The sequence below is a fragment of the Fictibacillus sp. Mic-4 genome (assembly GCF_049843615.1).
GTDB lineage: Bacteria > Bacillota > Bacilli > Bacillales > Fictibacillaceae > Fictibacillus_A > Fictibacillus_A gelatini.
In genome coordinates this window covers 31,095-49,669 of sequence record NZ_JBBHZM010000010.1, presented here as the reverse complement: position 1 = coordinate 49,669, position 18,575 = coordinate 31,095, and the positions used below count along the sequence as shown (strand labels likewise).

Annotated in this window: 21 protein-coding genes and 2 riboswitches; of the genes, 20 read left to right on the top strand and 1 reads right to left on the bottom strand. The window is 45.0% G+C overall.

Features of this window, described 5'->3' with window-relative positions:
- The first annotated feature begins 11 nt into the window (after positions 1–11).
- The 15 genes from WD019_RS09050 (at position 12) to WD019_RS08980 (ending at position 14,082) form a co-directional block, all read left to right on the top strand.
- A complete protein-coding gene (locus tag WD019_RS09050) occupies positions 12–902 on the top strand; it encodes a sirohydrochlorin chelatase (RefSeq protein ID WP_425711269.1) in 891 nt (296 codons plus the stop codon).
- Between the two features lie 6 nt (positions 903–908).
- Positions 909–1,679: a precorrin-6A reductase gene (gene cobK, locus WD019_RS09045; RefSeq protein ID WP_425711268.1), complete on the top strand. Its 771-nt coding sequence runs from the start codon at positions 909–911 to the stop codon at positions 1,677–1,679.
- Between the two features lie 14 nt (positions 1,680–1,693).
- On the top strand, positions 1,694–2,341 hold the full coding sequence (locus tag WD019_RS09040) for a precorrin-8X methylmutase (protein ID WP_026677687.1): 648 nt from the start codon (positions 1,694–1,696) through the stop codon (positions 2,339–2,341).
- Positions 2,342–2,343: 2 nt separating this feature from the next.
- Positions 2,344–3,456 (top strand): cobalt-precorrin-5B (C(1))-methyltransferase, encoded by a 1,113-nt coding sequence (locus tag WD019_RS09035; RefSeq protein WP_425711267.1) that lies wholly within the window; start codon positions 2,344–2,346, stop codon positions 3,454–3,456.
- The gene (locus WD019_RS09030) at positions 3,440–4,654 is read left to right on the top strand and encodes a bifunctional cobalt-precorrin-7 (C(5))-methyltransferase/cobalt-precorrin-6B (C(15))-methyltransferase (protein WP_026677685.1); all 1,215 of its coding nucleotides are present in this window, start codon (positions 3,440–3,442) and stop codon (positions 4,652–4,654) included. Before WD019_RS09035 ends, WD019_RS09030 begins: the two co-directional genes overlap by 17 nt.
- Positions 4,651–5,358: a precorrin-2 C(20)-methyltransferase gene (cobI, locus tag WD019_RS09025; protein WP_425711266.1), complete on the top strand. Its 708-nt coding sequence runs from the start codon at positions 4,651–4,653 to the stop codon at positions 5,356–5,358. Before WD019_RS09030 ends, cobI begins: the two co-directional genes overlap by 4 nt.
- Positions 5,358–6,137: a precorrin-4 C(11)-methyltransferase gene (gene cobM / locus WD019_RS09020; protein ID WP_425711265.1), complete on the top strand. Its 780-nt coding sequence runs from the start codon at positions 5,358–5,360 to the stop codon at positions 6,135–6,137. The genes cobI and cobM overlap by 1 nt, the downstream gene beginning before the upstream one ends.
- On the top strand, positions 6,134–7,258 hold the full coding sequence (locus WD019_RS09015; protein WP_425711264.1) for a cobalt-precorrin 5A hydrolase: 1,125 nt from the start codon (positions 6,134–6,136) through the stop codon (positions 7,256–7,258). Before cobM ends, WD019_RS09015 begins: the two co-directional genes overlap by 4 nt.
- Positions 7,259–7,275: 17 nt before the next feature.
- The gene (locus WD019_RS09010) at positions 7,276–8,673 is read left to right on the top strand and encodes a cobyrinate a,c-diamide synthase (protein WP_425711263.1); all 1,398 of its coding nucleotides are present in this window, start codon (positions 7,276–7,278) and stop codon (positions 8,671–8,673) included.
- A complete protein-coding gene (cobT, locus tag WD019_RS09005) occupies positions 8,663–9,697 on the top strand; it encodes a nicotinate-nucleotide--dimethylbenzimidazole phosphoribosyltransferase (protein WP_425711262.1) in 1,035 nt (344 codons plus the stop codon). Before WD019_RS09010 ends, cobT begins: the two co-directional genes overlap by 11 nt.
- Before the next feature lie 17 nt (positions 9,698–9,714).
- Complete coding sequence (locus tag WD019_RS09000) at positions 9,715–10,353, top strand: NAD(P)-binding protein (RefSeq protein ID WP_425711261.1); 639 nt, start codon at positions 9,715–9,717, stop codon at positions 10,351–10,353.
- A complete protein-coding gene (gene cobA / locus WD019_RS08995; protein ID WP_026677678.1) occupies positions 10,350–11,132 on the top strand; it encodes a uroporphyrinogen-III C-methyltransferase in 783 nt (260 codons plus the stop codon). The genes WD019_RS09000 and cobA overlap by 4 nt, the downstream gene beginning before the upstream one ends.
- 1 nt (position 11,133) lies before the next feature.
- Positions 11,134–11,697, top strand: a complete 564-nt coding sequence (locus WD019_RS08990; RefSeq protein WP_425711260.1) for a nitroreductase family protein — start codon at positions 11,134–11,136, stop codon at positions 11,695–11,697.
- Between the two features lie 135 nt (positions 11,698–11,832).
- Positions 11,833–12,525 (top strand): metallophosphoesterase family protein, encoded by a 693-nt coding sequence (locus WD019_RS08985; protein ID WP_425711259.1) that lies wholly within the window; start codon positions 11,833–11,835, stop codon positions 12,523–12,525.
- A 60-nt stretch (positions 12,526–12,585) separates the two neighbouring features.
- A riboswitch (SAM riboswitch) is annotated at positions 12,586–12,694 on the top strand.
- Between the two features lie 92 nt (positions 12,695–12,786).
- Entirely contained in the window at positions 12,787–14,082 is a 1,296-nt protein-coding gene (locus WD019_RS08980; protein ID WP_425711258.1) for an O-acetylhomoserine aminocarboxypropyltransferase/cysteine synthase family protein, read from the top strand.
- A 26-nt stretch (positions 14,083–14,108) separates the two neighbouring features.
- On the opposite strand, the gene sspL is transcribed toward WD019_RS08980, so the two are convergent.
- Entirely contained in the window at positions 14,109–14,246 is a 138-nt protein-coding gene (gene sspL, locus WD019_RS08975; protein ID WP_081412636.1) for a small, acid-soluble spore protein L, read from the bottom strand.
- 385 nt (positions 14,247–14,631) lie between these two features.
- Positions 14,632–14,745: riboswitch (TPP riboswitch) on the top strand.
- A gap of 75 nt (positions 14,746–14,820) precedes the next feature.
- Here sspL and WD019_RS08970 point away from each other — a divergent pair.
- The 5 genes from WD019_RS08970 to WD019_RS08950 all read left to right on the top strand — a co-directional run bounded on the left by WD019_RS08970 (position 14,821) and on the right by WD019_RS08950 (position 18,475).
- Positions 14,821–15,111, top strand: coding sequence for a thiamine-binding protein (locus tag WD019_RS08970; protein ID WP_026677673.1), 291 nt, complete (start codon positions 14,821–14,823; stop codon positions 15,109–15,111).
- Positions 15,083–15,880, top strand: coding sequence for an ABC transporter permease (locus tag WD019_RS08965; protein ID WP_425711257.1), 798 nt, complete (start codon positions 15,083–15,085; stop codon positions 15,878–15,880). The genes WD019_RS08970 and WD019_RS08965 overlap by 29 nt, the downstream gene beginning before the upstream one ends.
- 13 nt (positions 15,881–15,893) lie before the next feature.
- Complete coding sequence (locus WD019_RS08960; RefSeq protein ID WP_425711256.1) at positions 15,894–16,889, top strand: ABC transporter substrate-binding protein; 996 nt, start codon at positions 15,894–15,896, stop codon at positions 16,887–16,889.
- A complete protein-coding gene (locus WD019_RS08955; protein WP_425711255.1) occupies positions 16,870–17,646 on the top strand; it encodes an ABC transporter ATP-binding protein in 777 nt (258 codons plus the stop codon). The genes WD019_RS08960 and WD019_RS08955 overlap by 20 nt, the downstream gene beginning before the upstream one ends.
- A 241-nt stretch (positions 17,647–17,887) precedes the next feature.
- A complete protein-coding gene (locus tag WD019_RS08950; RefSeq protein ID WP_026677669.1) occupies positions 17,888–18,475 on the top strand; it encodes a cell wall hydrolase in 588 nt (195 codons plus the stop codon).
- The last annotated feature ends 100 nt before the right edge of the window (positions 18,476–18,575 follow it).

Sequence of the window (18,575 nt, the reverse complement as noted above, 5' to 3'; positions counted from 1 at the left end):
AGGATGGCTAAATGAAGGCTATATTGTTTGTAGGGCATGGGAGCCAGTTGGAAGAAGGAAATGAAGAAGTAAGAACGTTTATCAAATTGCTTACGCCAAAACTGGGCAAAGATCTCATTATTGAAACATGTTTTCTCGAATTTGGCTCGCCATCGATCATGGAAGGAATCGACCAATGCGCAAAAAAAGGGGCAAGCCATGTATATGTCATACCGATAATTTTGCTCCAGGCGGGACATTCAAAAATACATATTCCAGCCACGATTGATGAGGCCAGGGACAAGTATCCATTCATCGGATTCACTTATGGCCGCCCGATCGGCATTCACGAAGAAACAGCGGACATTTTGTACAGCCGTCTTAAGACAATCGGTTTTGATGCAAAGGAACCAGATGAAGAAACCGCAGTCCTTCTCATCGGCAGGGGAGGAAGCGATCCTGATGCCAACAGCGATCTTTACAAGATTTCTAGATTGCTATGGGAGAGGTGGAACGTTAAGTGGGTCGAGCCGGCTTTTATGGGCGTGACTTCACCGCTAGTCAATGAAGGGGTTGAGCGCTGCCTGAAGCTCGGGGCGAAAAAAGTGATTTTGCTGCCGTACTTTTTATTTACAGGCATATTGATGAACCGGATGGCCGAGATGCTCGAGGGGTTCAAGAACGAATACCCGAACAACGAATTTCTTTTGGCTGATTATTTCGGCTTCCACCCAAAGCTACAGAAGATCATCAAAGATCGAGTGGAAGAAGCGCTAGAGGGCGAAGTGAAAATGAACTGCGATACATGCCAGTACCGTATTAACGCGATGGAGCATATTGATCACCACCATCATCACGATCACGGCCATGATCATGGACATCATCACCATCATGGGCATCATCATGTTCACGAAAGTAGGTGAAACGAAATGATTTTAGTGCTGGCAGGGACGAGTGACGCAAGAGAACTCGCATTAAAAATAAAAGAAAACGGGTTTAACGTTTTAACGACCGTTGTAACGGAAAATGCAGGAAAAAGTTTGAGCGATGTTGGATTGGACGTGCGTGTCGGCAGATTGACAGATTCCGAAATGGCAGCCCTCATTCAGGAGAGGAAAGCGCAGGCGGTCGTCGATGCGAGCCATCCGTTTGCCGAAGAGGCGTCAAAAAATGCCGTAAACGGCGCGAAATGTGCGAACGTCCCATACATCCGTTATGAGCGGGAAACGCAAAACTTCCGCCATGAGAAGATAACGTTCGCAAGCTCGTATGAGGAAGCGGCAGACCTTGCAGCAACGAAAAAAGGCGTCATTATGCTTACGACCGGGAGCAAAACCCTTCACATTTTTGCCAATCGGTTGAGAGAAGTGGAGGGCACAAGGCTCATTGCCCGCATGCTTCCACGCAAAGACAATATGGAAAAATGCGAGGCGCTCGGAATTGAACAAAAAAACATCGTGGCGATGCAAGGGCCATTTTCAAAGGAACTGAATAGAGCGCTATTCGACCACTATAACGTGACGCTTATGATTACTAAAGAAAGCGGAAAACGAGGAGCGGTCGATGAAAAGCTGGAAGCAGCACTTGAAGCGGGGATTGAAACGATTATGATCAAGCGTCCAAAAATCAACTATGGAACCGTTTATTCCGATTTTCAAAGCGTGATTGATCACTTGAAAAGTCTCGTAAACATGGGATAAGGAGCGAAATAACGATGGATTTTAAAACAGAATTTAAGCCGATTACGGTGCAGCCTCAATTAATTGAAGGGAAAAGCTTTGAAATGATCACTGAAGAACTTGGCGACCATCCTTTTACGGAGGAGCAGTATCCGGTGGTCCAGCGCATTATCCATGCTTCTGCCGACTTTGAACTTGGAAGAAGCATCTTGTTTCACCCCGATAGCATCCGAGCGGGAGTAAGCGCCATTAAGAAAGGGAGAAATGTCATTTGTGACGTGCAAATGGTGCAAGTCGGAATCACCAAACAACGGATTGAAAAACATGGCGGATCGATCAATGTGTACATATCCGATCCTGATGTAATGGAAGAGGCAAAACAATTGGATACAACAAGGGCGATCATCTCGATGAGAAAAGCGATAAAAGAAAATGAAGGCGGCATATATGCGATCGGAAATGCGCCGACGGCCTTACTTGAGCTTATTCGGTTAGTTAAAGAAGGCATCGCGAAACCAGACCTCATCATCGGTCTCCCGGTCGGATTTGTCTCTGCGGCCGAGTCGAAAGAAGAGCTGGCTAAATTGGATGTGCCGTTTATCACGAACGTCGGTCGGAAAGGCGGAAGTACAATTACAGTTGCTGCACTAAATGCACTTTCTCTCATCGCAGAACAGGTGTAAAGATGAATAAAAAGCAAGAAAAAGATCCATCTAACATGCGGCACGGCTATACGACGGGGGCTTGCGCAACAGCTGTAGCAAAAGCCGCATTGATAGGTTTGATCACTCATGAACCTCAGAAGGAAGCGACCATTCGTTTGCCGATTGGCAAGGAAGCGACCTTTAAAATCGAAAAATGTGAAGTGAATGGGGACATGTCCGTCGCTGAAACAATTAAAGACGCCGGAGATGACCCTGATGCCACTCATCAGGCGCGAATTGTTGCTACCGTGACATGGAGCGGCGAGCGGGGCATCATTCTTGATGGAGGCGAAGGTGTCGGAAGAGTGACAAAACCAGGCTTACCCGTCGCTGTCGGCGAGGCGGCCATCAATCCCGTTCCGCGGAAAATGATTATCACGACTGCAGAGAACGTACTTAATGAATTTGACGTGGAAAAAGGGATTAAAATCGTCATTTCCGTTCCGGACGGAGAGGAAATCGCCAAGAAAACGTTAAATGCGAGGCTTGGAATCATTGGCGGCATTTCTATATTGGGGACGCGGGGCATCGTTGTTCCGTTTTCGACAGCCGCATATAAAGCTAGTATCGTTCAGGCGATCAGCGTCGCACGTGCTAGCGGATGCGATCATGTCGTCCTTACAACGGGGGGAAGGAGCGAAAAATTCGCGATGGAGCTCCTTACCCACCTGCCGGAAGAAGCCTTTATTGAAATGGGCGATTTCGTCGGCTTTTCTCTTAAACAATGCAAGCGGCAAAACATCAAGAAAGTATCCCTTGTCGGCATGATGGGCAAGTTTTCTAAAATTGCGCAAGGGGTCATGATGGTCCATTCGAAAAGCGCCCCGGTCGATTTTGGTTTTCTTGCTGAAACAGCGAAAGCGGCAGGTGCAAAGGAGGAGCTTATTGCGGAAATTCAAGAGGCGAACACCGCTTCACAGGTAGGCGACTTAATGCGTGAGGCGGGGTGCCAGACGTTTTTTGAAAAGCTATGTGAGGCCTGCTGCATAAGTGGTTTAAACGAGGTGAATGGCGGCATGGAAATCGAAACGGCCATTTACACGATGAAAGGACAATTATTAGGGAGGGCTGTTCGAATTGACGCAAACGGTTAAAATTATCGGCATCGGAAATAACGGCAAAGAAAGTCTTCCTCAAACGCTTATAAGATGGATTGAGGAAAGCGAAGTATTGCTTGGAGGAGAGCGGCAATTATCTTATTTTCCAGCTTACAATGGTGAAAAAGTCGCAATTAGAGGGGGACTGAAAAGCATTGTCGAACGACTTCAACATGAATCAAGAGATGCGGTTGTATTGGCTTCAGGCGACCCGCTCTTTTACGGAATAGGCAGCTACTTATCAAAGAAAGTGAAAGTCGAAGTCTACCCTTATTTAAGCTCTGTCCAGCTTGCCTTTGCAAAAATGGGCGAAAGCTGGCAAGATGCCTATTTCACCAGCGTTCACGGGAGGAGCTTGAATGGCCTCGTACAGCGGATCGACGGCAAGCCGAAAATCGCTATTTTAACGGATAAAGAAAATACGCCGGGGAAAATCGCAAGCTACTTGCTTTCATTCGGGGTCACTGAATATAAGGCATTCGTTGCGGAAAATTTGGAAGGCGAAGATGAAAAATGCGGCTGGTTTGAACTTTCTGAATTAACGGACCGTGAATTTTCGCCATTGAATGTTGTCATTTTAAAGAAAAGATCCCCGGGGCCTGTATGGCCGTTGGGCATTGATGACGAAGAGTTTTTTCAGCGCAAGCCGGACAAAGGATTGATCACGAAAAAGGAAATTCGTATTTTGAGCATTTCGGCCTTACGCTTGAAAAAAGACAGCGTCGTTTGGGATATTGGCACGTGCACGGGCTCCGTTGCCATTGAAGCGGCAAAAATCGCAACGGATGGGGAAGTATATGCGATTGAAAAAAATGAAGCCGACATTGAAAACTGCCTGAAAAACCAGAGGAAATTCCGGACAGACTTTACGGTCATCAACCAAAAGGCGCCAGAAGGATTGGAGCAATTCCCCGATCCCGATGCGGTATTTATCGGCGGAACAGGCGGGGAAATAAAAGAGTTGATTCATACGTGCTGTTCGCGCCTGAAAAAAGGGGGACGGATCGTTTTAAACGCAGCGACGATCGAGAATCTTTACATCGCCAAAGAAACGTTTCATGAGGCGGGATATGAGACGGAAATTAGCCTCGTTCAAGTTTCGAGAAGCAAGCCGATTTTGCAAATGACGCGTTTTGTTCCGTTAAACCCGGTTTACATTATTACGGCCTACAGAAAGGAAGGGGAAGAAGAATGACAGCATATGGCACGTTATACGGATTAGGGGTTGGGCCGGGCGATCCTGAGCTTATTACTGTCAAAGCATTTCGGGTGATCAAGGATTCACCGGTCATCGCTTATCCGAAAAAAAGAAAAGGAAGCAAAAGCTATGCCCATCGAATCGTTGATGTGTATATCAAGCCCGGTGAGAAAGAAATGCTCGGATTAGTGTTTCCGATGACAAAAGATGAAACAACCCTGGAGAGGGAATGGACAAAGACGGTACAACTCGTCTGGGACAAATTGCAAGAGGGGAAGGATGTCGCGTTTGTGACGGAAGGCGATCCGCTTCTTTACAGCACGTTCATCCATATGATGAAGCTGATGAAAAAGCGCCACCCTGAAGTCAATATAAAGACGGTCCCGGGCATCTCGTCCATTAATGGAGCGGCATCACGCCTTTCGCTCCCTCTTGCAGACGGGGATGAAAAAGTCGCCATCGTTCCTGCAAGAGATGACTATGAAACCATGAAAAACTTGATTGAAGAAAATGATTGCGTCATCTTTTTAAAAGTGGCGAAAGTGATCGACTTGATGCTCCGGGTATTGAAAGATTTAGATCTTATAGACAAGGCTCAAGTCGTTACAAAAGTGACGTCGGAAGAAGAGGTCATTTGGAACGTGGAAGAATTGGAAGGCACGGAGCTTGAATATTTAACGCTAATGGTGGTGAGAAAATAGTGAGAGTTTACTTGATTGGTGCAGGACCCGGTGACCCGGATTTAATTACGGTAAAAGGATTGAAGATTTTGCAGGAGGCGGATGTGATTCTTTATACTGACTCTTTAGTCAATGATACTTTAATAGAAAGGGCAAAGCCGGGGGCTGAAATTTTGAAGACGGCGGGAATGCATTTAAAGGAAATGGTAGAGATTATGGCCGAACGGGTGAAACAAGGAAAATGCGTTGCCCGTGTACATACAGGCGATCCGTCCGTATATGGCGCCATTATGGAACAGATCTCGCTTTTGAAAAAGGAAGGTATTGAGGTTGAAATCATACCGGGTGTTAGTTCTGTATTTGCTTCTGCAGCCGCAATTGGAGCAGAGTTGACCATCCCGGAATTGACCCAGACGGTAATTTTGACAAGAGCAGAAGGGCGGACGCCCGTGCCGGAGCTGGAAAAGCTGAAGGATCTGGCGAAACACCATTGCACGATCGCCCTTTTCTTAAGTGCAACCCTGACGAAAAAGATTGTGAAAGAGCTTGTCGATGCCGGTTGGAAAAAGGAAACCCCGGTTGCCGTCGTCCAGAGGGCGACATGGCCCGATCAATTGGTTGTCAGGACGACCTTGGAACATTTAGATGAAGACATGAGAAAGAATGGAATCCGCAAACATGCGATGATTCTGGCAGGTTGGGCGCTTGATCCAAACATCCATGAAAAGGAAGAATTTCGCTCGAAACTATACGATGCTTCATTTACCCACGGGTATCGAAAAGGTGTGACAACTTCATGATTGAATTATGTGAAGACAGGTTAGCCAACATACAAAAGACGAACAGTTATGCTATCGTTGCGATTACAAAACACGGAGTAACCCTTGCAAGAAAACTCGCTGCAACATTTTCCAACTCCGATCTGTATTATATGGCCAAGTTTGAAAAAGGGGATGAAAAGGAGCGGAACATCCAGATGTTTACCGGCAGCGTCCGTCTTCTTTTTCCAGCTCTTTTTCAATCATATAAAGGAATCATCGTCATTATTTCATTAGGTGCCGTCGTCCGGATGATTGCGCCTTTATTAAAAGATAAAAAAACAGATCCCGCTGTCGTTGTCATCGATGATAAAGGAGAGCATGTGATCAGCGTACTCTCAGGACACTTAGGGGGAGCAAACGAACTGACGCGCGAAGTTGCTGCGGCGATTAATGCGAGGCCAATTATTACAACCGCATCAGATGTGCAAAAGACGATCCCTGTCGATTTATTCGGTTCCCGGTTCGGCTGGCAATGGGAGTCAGCTGAAAAATTAACGCCGGTTAGCGCATCCGTCGTCAATGAAGAAAGGGTCGCAGTCATCCAGGAATCGGGCGAAACGGATTGGTGGCATATAGACACGCCGCTACCCAAAAACATCCGTGTTTTTTCATCAATACAAGAGGCGCTCCCATATGACCCGGAGGCAGCCCTGGTCGTGACACACCGCTTGTTGACGGAGGAAGAAAAATCAATTTTACATAATGGCGTTCTTTATCGCCCGAAAGTAATCGGACTTGGGATCGGCTGCAACCGCGGTACGTCCGCCGCTGAAATTGAACAAGTTGTTGAAGAAACGCTTTTTGAATTGCAATTTTCCATTAAGAGCGTTAAAGCGATATGCACGATTGATTTAAAGAAAGATGAAGAAGGATTGCTCGAAATCGTCGGGAAACATGGCTGGGAGTTCGTTTATTATTCCCCGGACCAATTGAATGGGGCGAAAATTGAAGCGCCATCCGATACCGTTTATAAATATACGGGCGCTTATGGCGTGAGCGAACCTGCTGTTCGGTTATACACTGGCGCCGAACAGCTCGCTCTCGTGAAGAAAAAGTCGGGAAATGTGACGATTTCTGTAGGCATTATTTCATTTGAATGATAAAAGGCGGGAAAGTAATGACAGATAGAAGATTGGTCATCGCAGGAACGGGAAGCGGGGTCGGCAAGACGACGCTTACGATCGGACTGATGGCAGCATTCAGAAAAAAAGGATATGTCGTTCAGGGATTTAAATGCGGGCCGGATTATATCGATCCAACATACCATACGGCTGTGACGAAAAGAACGTCCCGCAATTTAGACAGCTGGATGCTTGAAAAAAATGTTGTGAAAGAAATATTAAATAGAGGTTCTAAGGATGCTGACATTTCCATCATTGAAGGGGTCATGGGCTTTTTCGATGGAAAAACCCCCGAGACAAACGAAGGTACGACGGCCGAGATTAGCGTCTTGACCGACAGCCCCGTCGTTCTTGTCGTCAATTGTGCGAGCATGGCAAGAAGCGCAGCGGCGATCGTTAAAGGTTTTCAAAGTTTTGCAGATGGTCCGAGAATCATCGGGGTGATCGCGAATAACGTCGGAAGCGTTGGGCATTATCGGATTGTAAAAACGGCGATTGAAAAGGAATGCCAGATCCCTGTTTTCGGTTACTTAAAGAGGGAATCCGGCATCGAAATTCCGGAGCGGCATTTAGGACTGGTCCCTTCGATAGAGCGCGGAGAGCTTGATCCGTTTTTTGAACGACTGGCAACATGCGTTTTGGAAACGGTCGATGTCGACGGGCTGTTTGAGGCAGCCAAAACGACGTCAATTGAATCAGAAGGCCCTTCTTTATTCCAGCCTCGTGGAAATAAAGATGTCCGCATTGCTGTTGCGAAAGATGCCGCTTTCAATTTTTATTATGAAGAAAACCTTGAGTTGTTGGAAAGTTTTGGAGCTGAATGTGTATATTTTTCTCCGTTAAACGGCGAGCCCGTTCCTCCGAATGTTCACGGATTGTACATCGGCGGCGGCTTTCCGGAAGAGTTCGCCCAGAGGCTGTCGAAAAATGAACGTGTGAAGGAATCGATCAGAGGGGCAGTAGAAAGCGGAATGCCGACGTTAGCCGAATGCGGCGGTTTTATGTACTTGAACCAATCGATTGAGACAACGGATGGATCCATCTTTCCAATGGTGGGCCTCATTCCCGGGACGATAAACATGCAAACTAAATTAGCAGCGCTCGGATACCGGGAGATCACGGGTACGGAAGGAAATTTTTTATTGGAGAACGGCCAAAAAGCGAAAGGGCACGAGTTTCATTATTCGACGTTCCATAGCGACGAAAAATTCAGTCCCGCCTATGAAACGAAAGGGATGCGCGGGATCAAGAAAGAAGGATATATGAACGGCAATCTGATCGCAGGTTATACCCATTTTCATTTTGCTTCTTGTCCGCAAATGGTAAAGCGGTGGATTCGCGCCTCCACAAAGTGGAAAAATGATCGGAAGGAGCAAGCCTTTGATGTCCATTGATTGTTTCATACAACCGGTAGATAAAGAAAAAGGGAAAGAGGTTCGTTCCTATATCGATACATTGACAAAGCCACCTGGAAGTCTCGGGCGGCTTGAGGAGCTGGCAATTCAGCTTGCTGAAATCACATCGCAATCGCATCCGGTAGTCACGCCTCCCGGGGTTATCGTATTTGCCGCTGACCATGGCATAGTAGAAGAAGGAGTATCCGCATTTCCTCAGGAAGTAACTGCACAAATGGTCGGAAATTTTGCGAATGGCGGGGCGGCGATTAACGTCTTCTCAAGGCAAATCGGCGCACGGTTAAAAATTGTTGACATTGGCGTGGCCAATGACGTGAACTTCAAAGCCGTTGTCGACCGGAAAATCAAATACGGCACTGCGAACTTTTGCACGGAAGATGCAATGGCTAGAGAGGAGGCCATTCGCGCGATTGATGTCGGGTTTACTGAAGCGGAAATGATGATTCGCGAAGGGATCAAATGCCTTATCCCCGGCGAAATGGGGATTGGCAATACAACAGCAAGTTCCGCGATATTAGCGTCTCTGACAGGCACAGATATCGCGCTTCTTGTTGGGAGTGGTACTGGAATTGAAGACGGGAAACTCGCACATAAACAGGACGTAATCAAGCGAGCATTACAAGCTAGAAAACCGGATTCGAAAGACCCGCTTGACATTCTCAGTAAAGTGGGCGGGCTTGAAATTTGTGGTATGGCCGGAGCGATGTTAGCTGCAGCCGAAAACAAAATTCCGATTTTAGTCGATGGATTTATTTGCACGGTTGCTGCTTTACTCGCAGTCGAAATGGCTACAGAAGCGAAAGACTATATGATTATCGGGCACGAGTCGGTGGAACCGGGCCACCAGATCGCAATCGAACGATTAGGGAAGAAGCCGCTATTGCATTTAGAAATGCGTCTCGGTGAAGGAACTGGCGCTGCTGTCGCCTTTCCAATTTTGCTTTCTGCTGTTAATATGTTAAAAATGGCTACATTTTCATCAGCCGGCATTTCTACCAATTAACAGGGGATGTTCAACATATGACATATTATCCAGCAATGTTGGATTTAAAAGGAAAAAAAGTTGTTATCGTCGGAGGCGGTGTGATCGCTGAAAGAAAAATAAAAGGATTGCTTCACTCTGGCGCGGAAATTACCGTCATCAGTCCATCAATTACAGAACAAGTAAAAGAGTGGGTTTCCAGCGGGAAATTAAGCTGGGAAAATAAACGGTTTGATCAAAAAGACTGCCGCGAAGCTTTTCTCATTATCGCAGCGACAAACAATGCGGGTGTCAATCTGAGAGTTTATGAATCGGCGCAAAATCATCAATTAATCAATCTTGTCGACCGCCCGGATTTAAGCAATTTTATCGTGCCTTCGACGTTAAGACGCGGAAAATTGAGCATTTCCGTATCGACATCCGGGGCAAGCCCGGGTTTGGCAAAGCAAATGATCGAGACCCTTTCCTGCATTTTTGATGAAAGTTATGAAGAGTATATGGAATTTTTAGACGAATGCCGAAAGTATGTTAAACGAGAGATTAAGGATCAACATGTAAGAAAGAAACTATTAAAAGAATTATTGCATCCACGTTTTTTAGAAATGACACGTCAAGGACTATACGAGGAGAGAGAAGAACAATTTACTAAGTTAATAGAGAAAGGGCGAGCGGGATGAATAAAGGGAAAGTATATTTAGTCGGTGCAGGTCCTGGCGATCCGAAGCTCATAACCGTCTATGGGTTAGAATGTATCCAGAAGGCAGACTGTATCGCTTACGATCGGCTTGTCAATAAAGAGCTGCTTAATCATGCGAAAAAGGATGCGGAACTCGTCTACTGCGGGAAACTTCCAGGTAAGCATGCCCTCATCCAGGAGCAAATAAATCATTTGCTTGTTGAGAAAGCACTTGAAGGAAAAATCGTTACCCGCTTAAAAGGAGGAGACCCGTGCGTTTTTGGACGGGTGGGGGAAGAGGCGGAAGTGCTTGCCGAACACGGTATCGAATTTGAAATTGTACCGGGGGTAACAGCGGGCATTGCTGCACCCGCATATGCCGGAATTCCGGTCACTCACCGGGAGCATGCCTCATCATTTGCGATAGTCACAGGCCATGGCCGAAAAGCAAAAGGACAGGACAGCTTGAATTGGAAGGCGCTTGCAACTGGAATCGATACGGTTGCATTTTACATGGGTGTCGGCAACTTAAGCTACATTACTGGTAGTCTTATGAAACATGGAAGAGATCCAAAAACGCAAGTGGCTATCATCGAATGGGGAACGACGGATAAACAGAGAACCGTAACAGGCATGTTAGATTCAATTTGCCAACTGGCAGAGAGGGAGAAAATTAATCATCCAGCCATTTTATTAGTGGGAGATGTCGTCCAATTAAGAGAAAAAATCAAATGGTTTGAGAAAAAAATAGAACCGGATAAAGTGGGATCGGAGGGATAAAATGTCGCTATTAGAAGCATTAAAAAATAGACGCGCGATTCGAAACTATGAAAATAAAGAAGTGGAAGAAGAAAAAATCAAGCAACTGCTTGAAGCGGCGACATGGGCGCCTAATGACCGACTGCGGGAGCCGTGGACCTTTTTCGTCATAAGAGGAGAAGCGAAAAAGAAGTATGAGGCGATTGCGGCCGGCTATTTAAATGAGCGTTTTCCGACGAAACCGCATTTAGTCGAAAGCTCGTTAGCTGTCGTCAAAAACACTCCAGTCATCATTGTTGTTACTTCAGACATCATTCCGGGAGATGAAGCAAGCTCTATCGATAATGAATATGCGACTTGTTGTGCGATCCATTCGATGTGGCTCGCTTCCTGCGATCTTGGACTCGGGTTTGTCTGGCGAACAAGAGGCGTCGGGCTCGTCCACGACGAGAGGCTCCACCGTTTTATCGGTTCGCCAGAAGACAAGAAAGTGGTAGGAACCGTTTTTCTAGGATATCCGAAAGAAGGAGAAGAAGTGAAAGCGACCCGCCGAACGCCTTTCGAAGAAAAGACAGTTTGGCTATAATTTATTTAGAGGGGGCCGCCTAAAAGATGGATTTTAGGTGACGCCCTTTTTCTCGTTTTAACCTGTTGGACTATTCAAATTATGGAGAAAAGTGTATAATGATAAAAAAGCTTTTTGACAGAAAGAGGATTTTTTGTGAAAAGAATACTGGCCATAAGCGATATTCATGGAGAACTGAAGAAGTTTGAACAATTGCTAGAGAAAGTTAATTATAATTCTTCCGTAGACCAATTGATTTTATTGGGAGATTATGTCGACAGAGGCGAAGATTCTAGTGGTGTCGTTGAAAAGGTCATTCAGTTAAAAGAAAACGGGGCTGTCGTTTTAAAAGGGAATCATGATGATATGCTCGTAAGAGCGATGAATGGAGACAAAAAGGTTTGGGATAATTGGACGATAAGAAACGGTGGACAGAGTACATTGAAAAGCTATCAATATTCGCTTAGCATTGAACAGGGGGAAATTATAGCAACAGTCAATGAGCATACGAAGTCCGAGCTGATGGAGGAGCATAAAACTTTTTTAGAAAATCTTGATTATTTTTATGAAACGGATGACTATATTTTTGTTCATGGCGGCGTTCACCCGACCACTCCGATCCAGGAAACGGACCCTTACGTTTTAATTTGGATCCGCGAAGAGTTTCATAATGGCTACAACGGTGACAAAACAGTCATTTTCGGGCATACGCCAACGAATTCGTTCCATGATTGTTCAGACGTGTATTTTGCTGATAACAAAATTATCGGAATTGACGGAGGAGCTGTTTTTGGCGGACGCCTGAACTGCCTCGAATTGCCGAGCAAAAAGGTTTATTTCGTTGAGTAATCATCGTATTTGACAAATTCAGAATAGTGTTGTATTTTAATAAATAATTTAACATCGTTGCTCTTATCAAGAGAGGTGGAGGGACTGGCCCGATGAAACCCGGCAACCGCCAGTATGTTCTGGAAAGGTGCCAATTCCTGCAAAGCGGATGAGCTTTGAAAGATAAGGGAGAGCGTGCCGTTTACGGATCGAACATCTCTCTTTCTTTCAAGAGCGGTGTTTTTTTATTGTATAAAAAATAAAAAAGGAGACGGTTGAAATATGGGGTATCGATTTGAAACCATTAGCATTCACGGAGGATTAAAAGTGGACGATACGGGTGCGCGTTCCATTCCTCTTCATCAGTCGAATGCGTATTTGTTTGAAAACACGGATCATGCAGCTGATTTGTTCGCATTAAAAGAAGAAGGCTATATTTATACGAGGATTGGAAACCCTACCGTTGCCGTACTCGAAGAACGTGTCGCCCAACTTGAAGGAGGAGTCGGGGCGCTCGCGGTTTCAAGCGGGATGGCGGCAATTACAACCGCGATTATGAACATCGCCAATTCGGGGGATGAAATTGTTTCTGCCTCGAAACTTTATGGCGGGACGTACAATTTATTTTCTACAACTTTGCCAAAATACGGAATAACGACAAAGTTTGTTGAACCTGGCGACCTTGAAGGGTTAAGGGAGGCGATTACGCCAAAAACAAAAGCCGTTTTCGCCGAAACGATCGGCAACCCGAGCTTAGAAGTGCTTGACATTCAAGCGTTTGCGGACATCGCCCATGCGCATGGAATCCCGCTTATTGTCGATAACACATTTGCAACTCCATATTTATGCAGGCCAATTGAACACGGGGCAGACATCGTCGTCCATTCCGCGACAAAATGGCTCGGAGGCAACGGCACGACACTCGGTGGGATTATAATTGACGCCGGAAAATTTAATTGGGATTCGCCGAATTTCCCGGGGTTCACCCAGCCTGATCCGAGCTATCACCATCTTGTATATGCAAAAGACATTGGCAAGGCGGCTTTCATCATTAAAGCAAGAGTGCAATTTTTGCGCGATATTGGTGTAGCGCTTAGTCCGTTCAACGCGTTCCAAATTAGTTTAGGAATTGAGACATTGCACGTCCGGATGAAAGAACATATCGCGAATACGCGAAAAATCGTTCGCTACCTTGAAAATCACCCCGGCATCGAGTGGGTACTCTATCCCGAGCAAGAGACGCATCCATCCAAATCCCTTGCCCAAAAATATCTACCAGATGGTGCAGGTAGCGTCGTTGTCTTTGGAATTAAAGGAGGGAGAGAGGCCGGGAAAAAAGTGATCGATTCTGTTCAATTATGGTCGCACGTAGCAAATGTAGGCGATGCAAAAAGCTTAATTATTCATCCGGCAAGCACTACCCATCAGCAGCTAAGTCCTGAGGAGATTAAGGAAGCTGGGGTAACGGAAGATTTAATTCGCCTTTCGGTTGGAATTGAGCATATCGACGATTTAATCGAAGATCTAGAACAGGCGATCGTCAAAGCAAATGGCATTTCATCGAAAACACATGTTTAAAAAAAGCGCCTTAAGAGGCGCTTTTTTTAGATCCTCGTATTTTTCTTCTTCGCTCGATTTTCAAGCTCGGTTTTCGGCTCCATGCCGAATTCAGCGTCAGGGCTTTTTCCCTGCGGGTTCACGCTAGAAGCTGCCTTGCCTTTTCCAGTGCTTTTCTTAGACACGATGACTCACCTCCCTTCTCATTGCGTGTTCAAAAAGGAGGACAAAAAGAGCCGTCGCCAGCAAATACCGTCCCGTCCTGTGACAACGCTGGCACTAGCACGTCCTGTGCGTCGGAAGATCGAGGCGGCGAAGCTTTGAGCAAGGCTACTACACGAACCGCTTCTATGCGGCCTTGTACCGAGGAAGCCTACTTCCAAGCATAAGCTAATAGACGCAGGTACAACGCGTATGGCGTTTTTTATACGTGAGTAGCGCAAAAGCAAGCCAACGAAGAGATTCGACGGTAATTTTTCCCGGACTTTTTGAACAACCTTTATTAGGTTGACCAATCTGGAGGATGATATTTACAACATCCACCCCCTTTGCTACAATAACGATGACAATAAAAGCATAAAGGGGAGCCGGGAGAGGCCTGGCTGAGAGGGTGCCCGCAAATAGGCACCGACCCTATAACCTGATCTGGGTAATGCCAGCGGAGGGATTTTAGCTATAACTCTATATCTTTCTGCTCGTATGCTGCCCGTTTGGCGGCTTTTTTTATTGCGAAAAAAAGTATATAAAGGAGAAATCAAAATGGCTGATGTTCTTGTAAGCTTTAAAGTGATTCCAAAAGTAAAAGATGGCAATACGTATGAAGTGGTCGATAAGGCAATAGAGGTCGTGCAGGCTTCGGGAGTGAAATATGAAGTTGGCGCTATGGAGACAGTGATGGAAGGGGAAATGGACCATCTTCTTAACATTGTAAAAGAGGCACAGGAAGCTTGCATTAAAGCCGGCGCGCTTGATGTATTGACAACCATTAATATTCATTACCGCCCAGAAGGGGTCACGATGGATGAGAAAATTAAGAAATACAGATCATAACTTGCTCTGGAAAAAAATCGTCTTTCCGGCATGGCTGTTGCTATTGCTGCTTGTCCTATGGGAAGCGGCCGTACGTATCTTCCAGATTGAAAAATGGATTTTGCCGGGCCCTTTATCGATTGTCAAGTCACTTATACAAAGCAAGGATTTGTTAATTGATCATTCTATTCAAACGATTTATGAAACGTTAATCGGACTCGGAGCAGCGATCATAATCGGCGTTATTATTGCTGTCGTTATTGAAAGTTCTGAAATGATTCGTTTAGCGGTTTATCCGCTTCTTGTCATTTCCCAAACGGTACCGATCATTGCGGTCGCACCGCTTTTTTTAATGTGGTTCGGGTATGGACTCTTGCCGAAAGTCATTGTCGTCGCGCTCGTTTGCTTCTTCCCGATAGCCGTAAATCTGGCGGATGGATTTCGTCTTGTTGATCGGGATAAAATACGATTATTAAAGTCGATGGGCGCGAACCGTTTGCAAATATTCAGAATGGTTCAATTTCCTGAAAGCATGCCCCATTTTTTTTCGGGCCTCCGAATTGCTGGAACATATAGCATTATGGGCGCCGTCATTGGGGAATGGCTTGGAGCGAGCAAAGGTCTTGGCATTTTTTTAACCCGCTCTTCTCAGTCTTTTTTAACCGAACGCGTATTTGCCATAATTTTAGTTATTGTTATTTTAAGTTTAATCATATTTGGTTGGATTGAAATGATTGCCAGAATACTTATGCCCTGGCATTATAAGCATAAGAAATTGCAGGGCAAATAGGAGGTAACAATCAATGAAGAAATGGACCGTGCCCATTATTGCAGGCATTTTATTATTGTCCGGCTGCGCGAACGAGAAGCAATCGGAAACGGAAAAAGGAACGAAAAAATTACAGAAAGTATCGATCATGTTAGACTGGACGCCAAACACGAATCATACTGGCATTTATGTGGCGAAGGATAAAGGCTATTTTAAAAAAGAAGGTTTGGATGTTGAGATTCTCCCGCCTGGAGAAGGAACATCGGCCGAACAGCTTGTCGCCAGGGGAAAGGCAGACTTTGGCGTATCGTACCAGGAAAACGTAACGAACTCAAGAGCAAGCGGTATTCCGATCGTCTCGATTGCGACCGTCATCCAGCACAATACATCAGGTTTTGCTTCGCTAAAAAAAGACCACATTACTCGTCCAAAAGATTTCGAAGGAAAGCGCTATGGCGGATGGGGATCGCCGGCGGAAGAAGCGATGATCAAAGGGGTTATGGAGAAAGATGGCGCCGATTATAAAAAAGTGAAAAACGTAACGCTGGGCCAGACGAACTTTTTTACTTCGATCGGCAAAGACGCCGATTTTGAATGGATTTATTACGGCTGGGATGGAGTCGAGGCGAAACGAAAAGGAAAAGACATCAATATTTTAATGGTGAAAGATTTAGACCCTGCTCTTGATTACTATACTCCGGTCATTATCACCAACGAAAAAATGGCAAAGACGAATAAACCGCTTGTGAAAAAATTTATGAAAGGGTTATCAGAAGGCTATAGCTTTGCAATTAAACATCCGAAAGAAGCGGCAGGCATCCTTGTGAAAGATGTTCCTGAATTGGACCGTGGATTAGTGTTAAATAGCCAGCAATGGTTAAGCAAACAATATCAGGCCGATAGCAGCCGTTGGGGTGTGCAAAAACAAGAAGTGTGGTCACGTTATGCGGATTGGATGTATAAAAATAAACTCCTCTCGAAAAAGATCGATACGAGGAAGGCGTTTACGAATGAATTCCTCCCAAAATAAGTTATGCGTAAAAAATGTGACGAAAACTTTTTCGCATGACATTACCGCAATTCAAAACATATCCGTTCATATTAAGGAAGGCGAAATTGTCAGCATTATCGGTCCGAGCGGCTGCGGGAAAAGCACTATGCTCGATTTAATCGCGGGACTGAGTTTGCCAGATTCAGGCGACATATTTTTAAATGGCCAGTCGATTGTCGGCAAAACTGGAAAAGTCAGCTATATGCCGCAAAACGATGTTCTCTTGCCATGGCGGACAATTATCGAAAATGTCACGATCGGCCTAGAAGTACAGGGAATGAAGAAAAAAGAAGCAAAAATAGAAGCGAAGCAGTTGCTTCCCGCCTTTGGATTGGAACAATACGGTGACCATTATCCGTACATGCTGTCTGGAGGAATGAAACAACGCGCTTCTTTTTTGCGGAGCGTCTTATGTAAAAAAGAAGTTATGCTTTTGGACGAGCCTTTCGGCAAATTGGACGCACTTACAAAAAGAGGCCTGCATGAATGGCTCATTGAACGATGGCAGGAGTCTCATTTTACAATGATGCTTGTCACACATGATGTCGATGAAGCCATTTATTTATCCGACAGAATATACATCATGTCACACCGGCCAGGAAAAATTATTGCTGAAATTAAGATACGATTAGAAAAAGACCGTCTAAAACGAAGCATTACGTCGGTTGAATTTGCCAGCCAAAAAGAAGAAATATTGTCCATATTGGAAGGAAAAAGCGCTGCCGCATTCTTTTAAGGGCGGCGCTTTTTTTAAATGAGAATAAAATTTCACGTACCGTATTTTATGCCTTTATATAAAAATTAACAAAGAACATTTCATAAATCTACCAGCAGGAGCAAGGTCAAAAAGTCCTATTTTTTTGCGAAAAAATAGGTTATATGGACTAAAATCAGGGGGATGAGAGAAGCTGAACGTTTAAGTCCAGAATCGTCGGGCAACAGAAGGCGAAAACAACGATTCCAGGGGGAACGCAATAATGAAAAAAGGAACAATCATTTCAGCCATGTTGGCTTTATGCATCGTGTTCGCTTCAGGAAAGATGGCCGAAGCTTATACAGGGGAAGGTGACACACTCTGGGGCATTACTCCTACACACGGTGCACTTTATGATCAAATCATAAAAGAGCGAAAGCCTTCTAAACTTCATAAAAAAATAAAGAAAACAAAAATAGGTAAATCGGTTACGGTTTCAAAAAATAAATCGATTCATATTTCAAAAAAAGAGTTGCATTTACTGGCTTCACTCATTGAATCAGAAGCTTCCGGTGAAAGCTTCAAAGGAAAAGTTGGCGTTGGCGCCGTTGTTTTAAATCGTGTTAAAAATAAAAAATTTCCTGATTCAATCAGTGCAGTCATTTATGAGCCTGGCCAGTTTACGCCAGTTATGACGGGTTCGCTTAAAAAGCCTTCGAAAGAGTCGATAAAAGCGGCCAAAAAAGCCCTTGGTGGTTATGATGATACACACGACGCATTATTTTATTACAATAAGAGAACGGCAACCAATCATTGGCTAGACTCACGTCCGGTTACAGTCGTGATCGGAAATCATACTTTTACTAAATAACACATATTGAAAGCCTTAAAATCATTGCTGATTTTAAGGCTTTTTTCCGTGCTAGTACTTTTAGCCTGATAAATCCAGACTATTTACAATATTAATACTC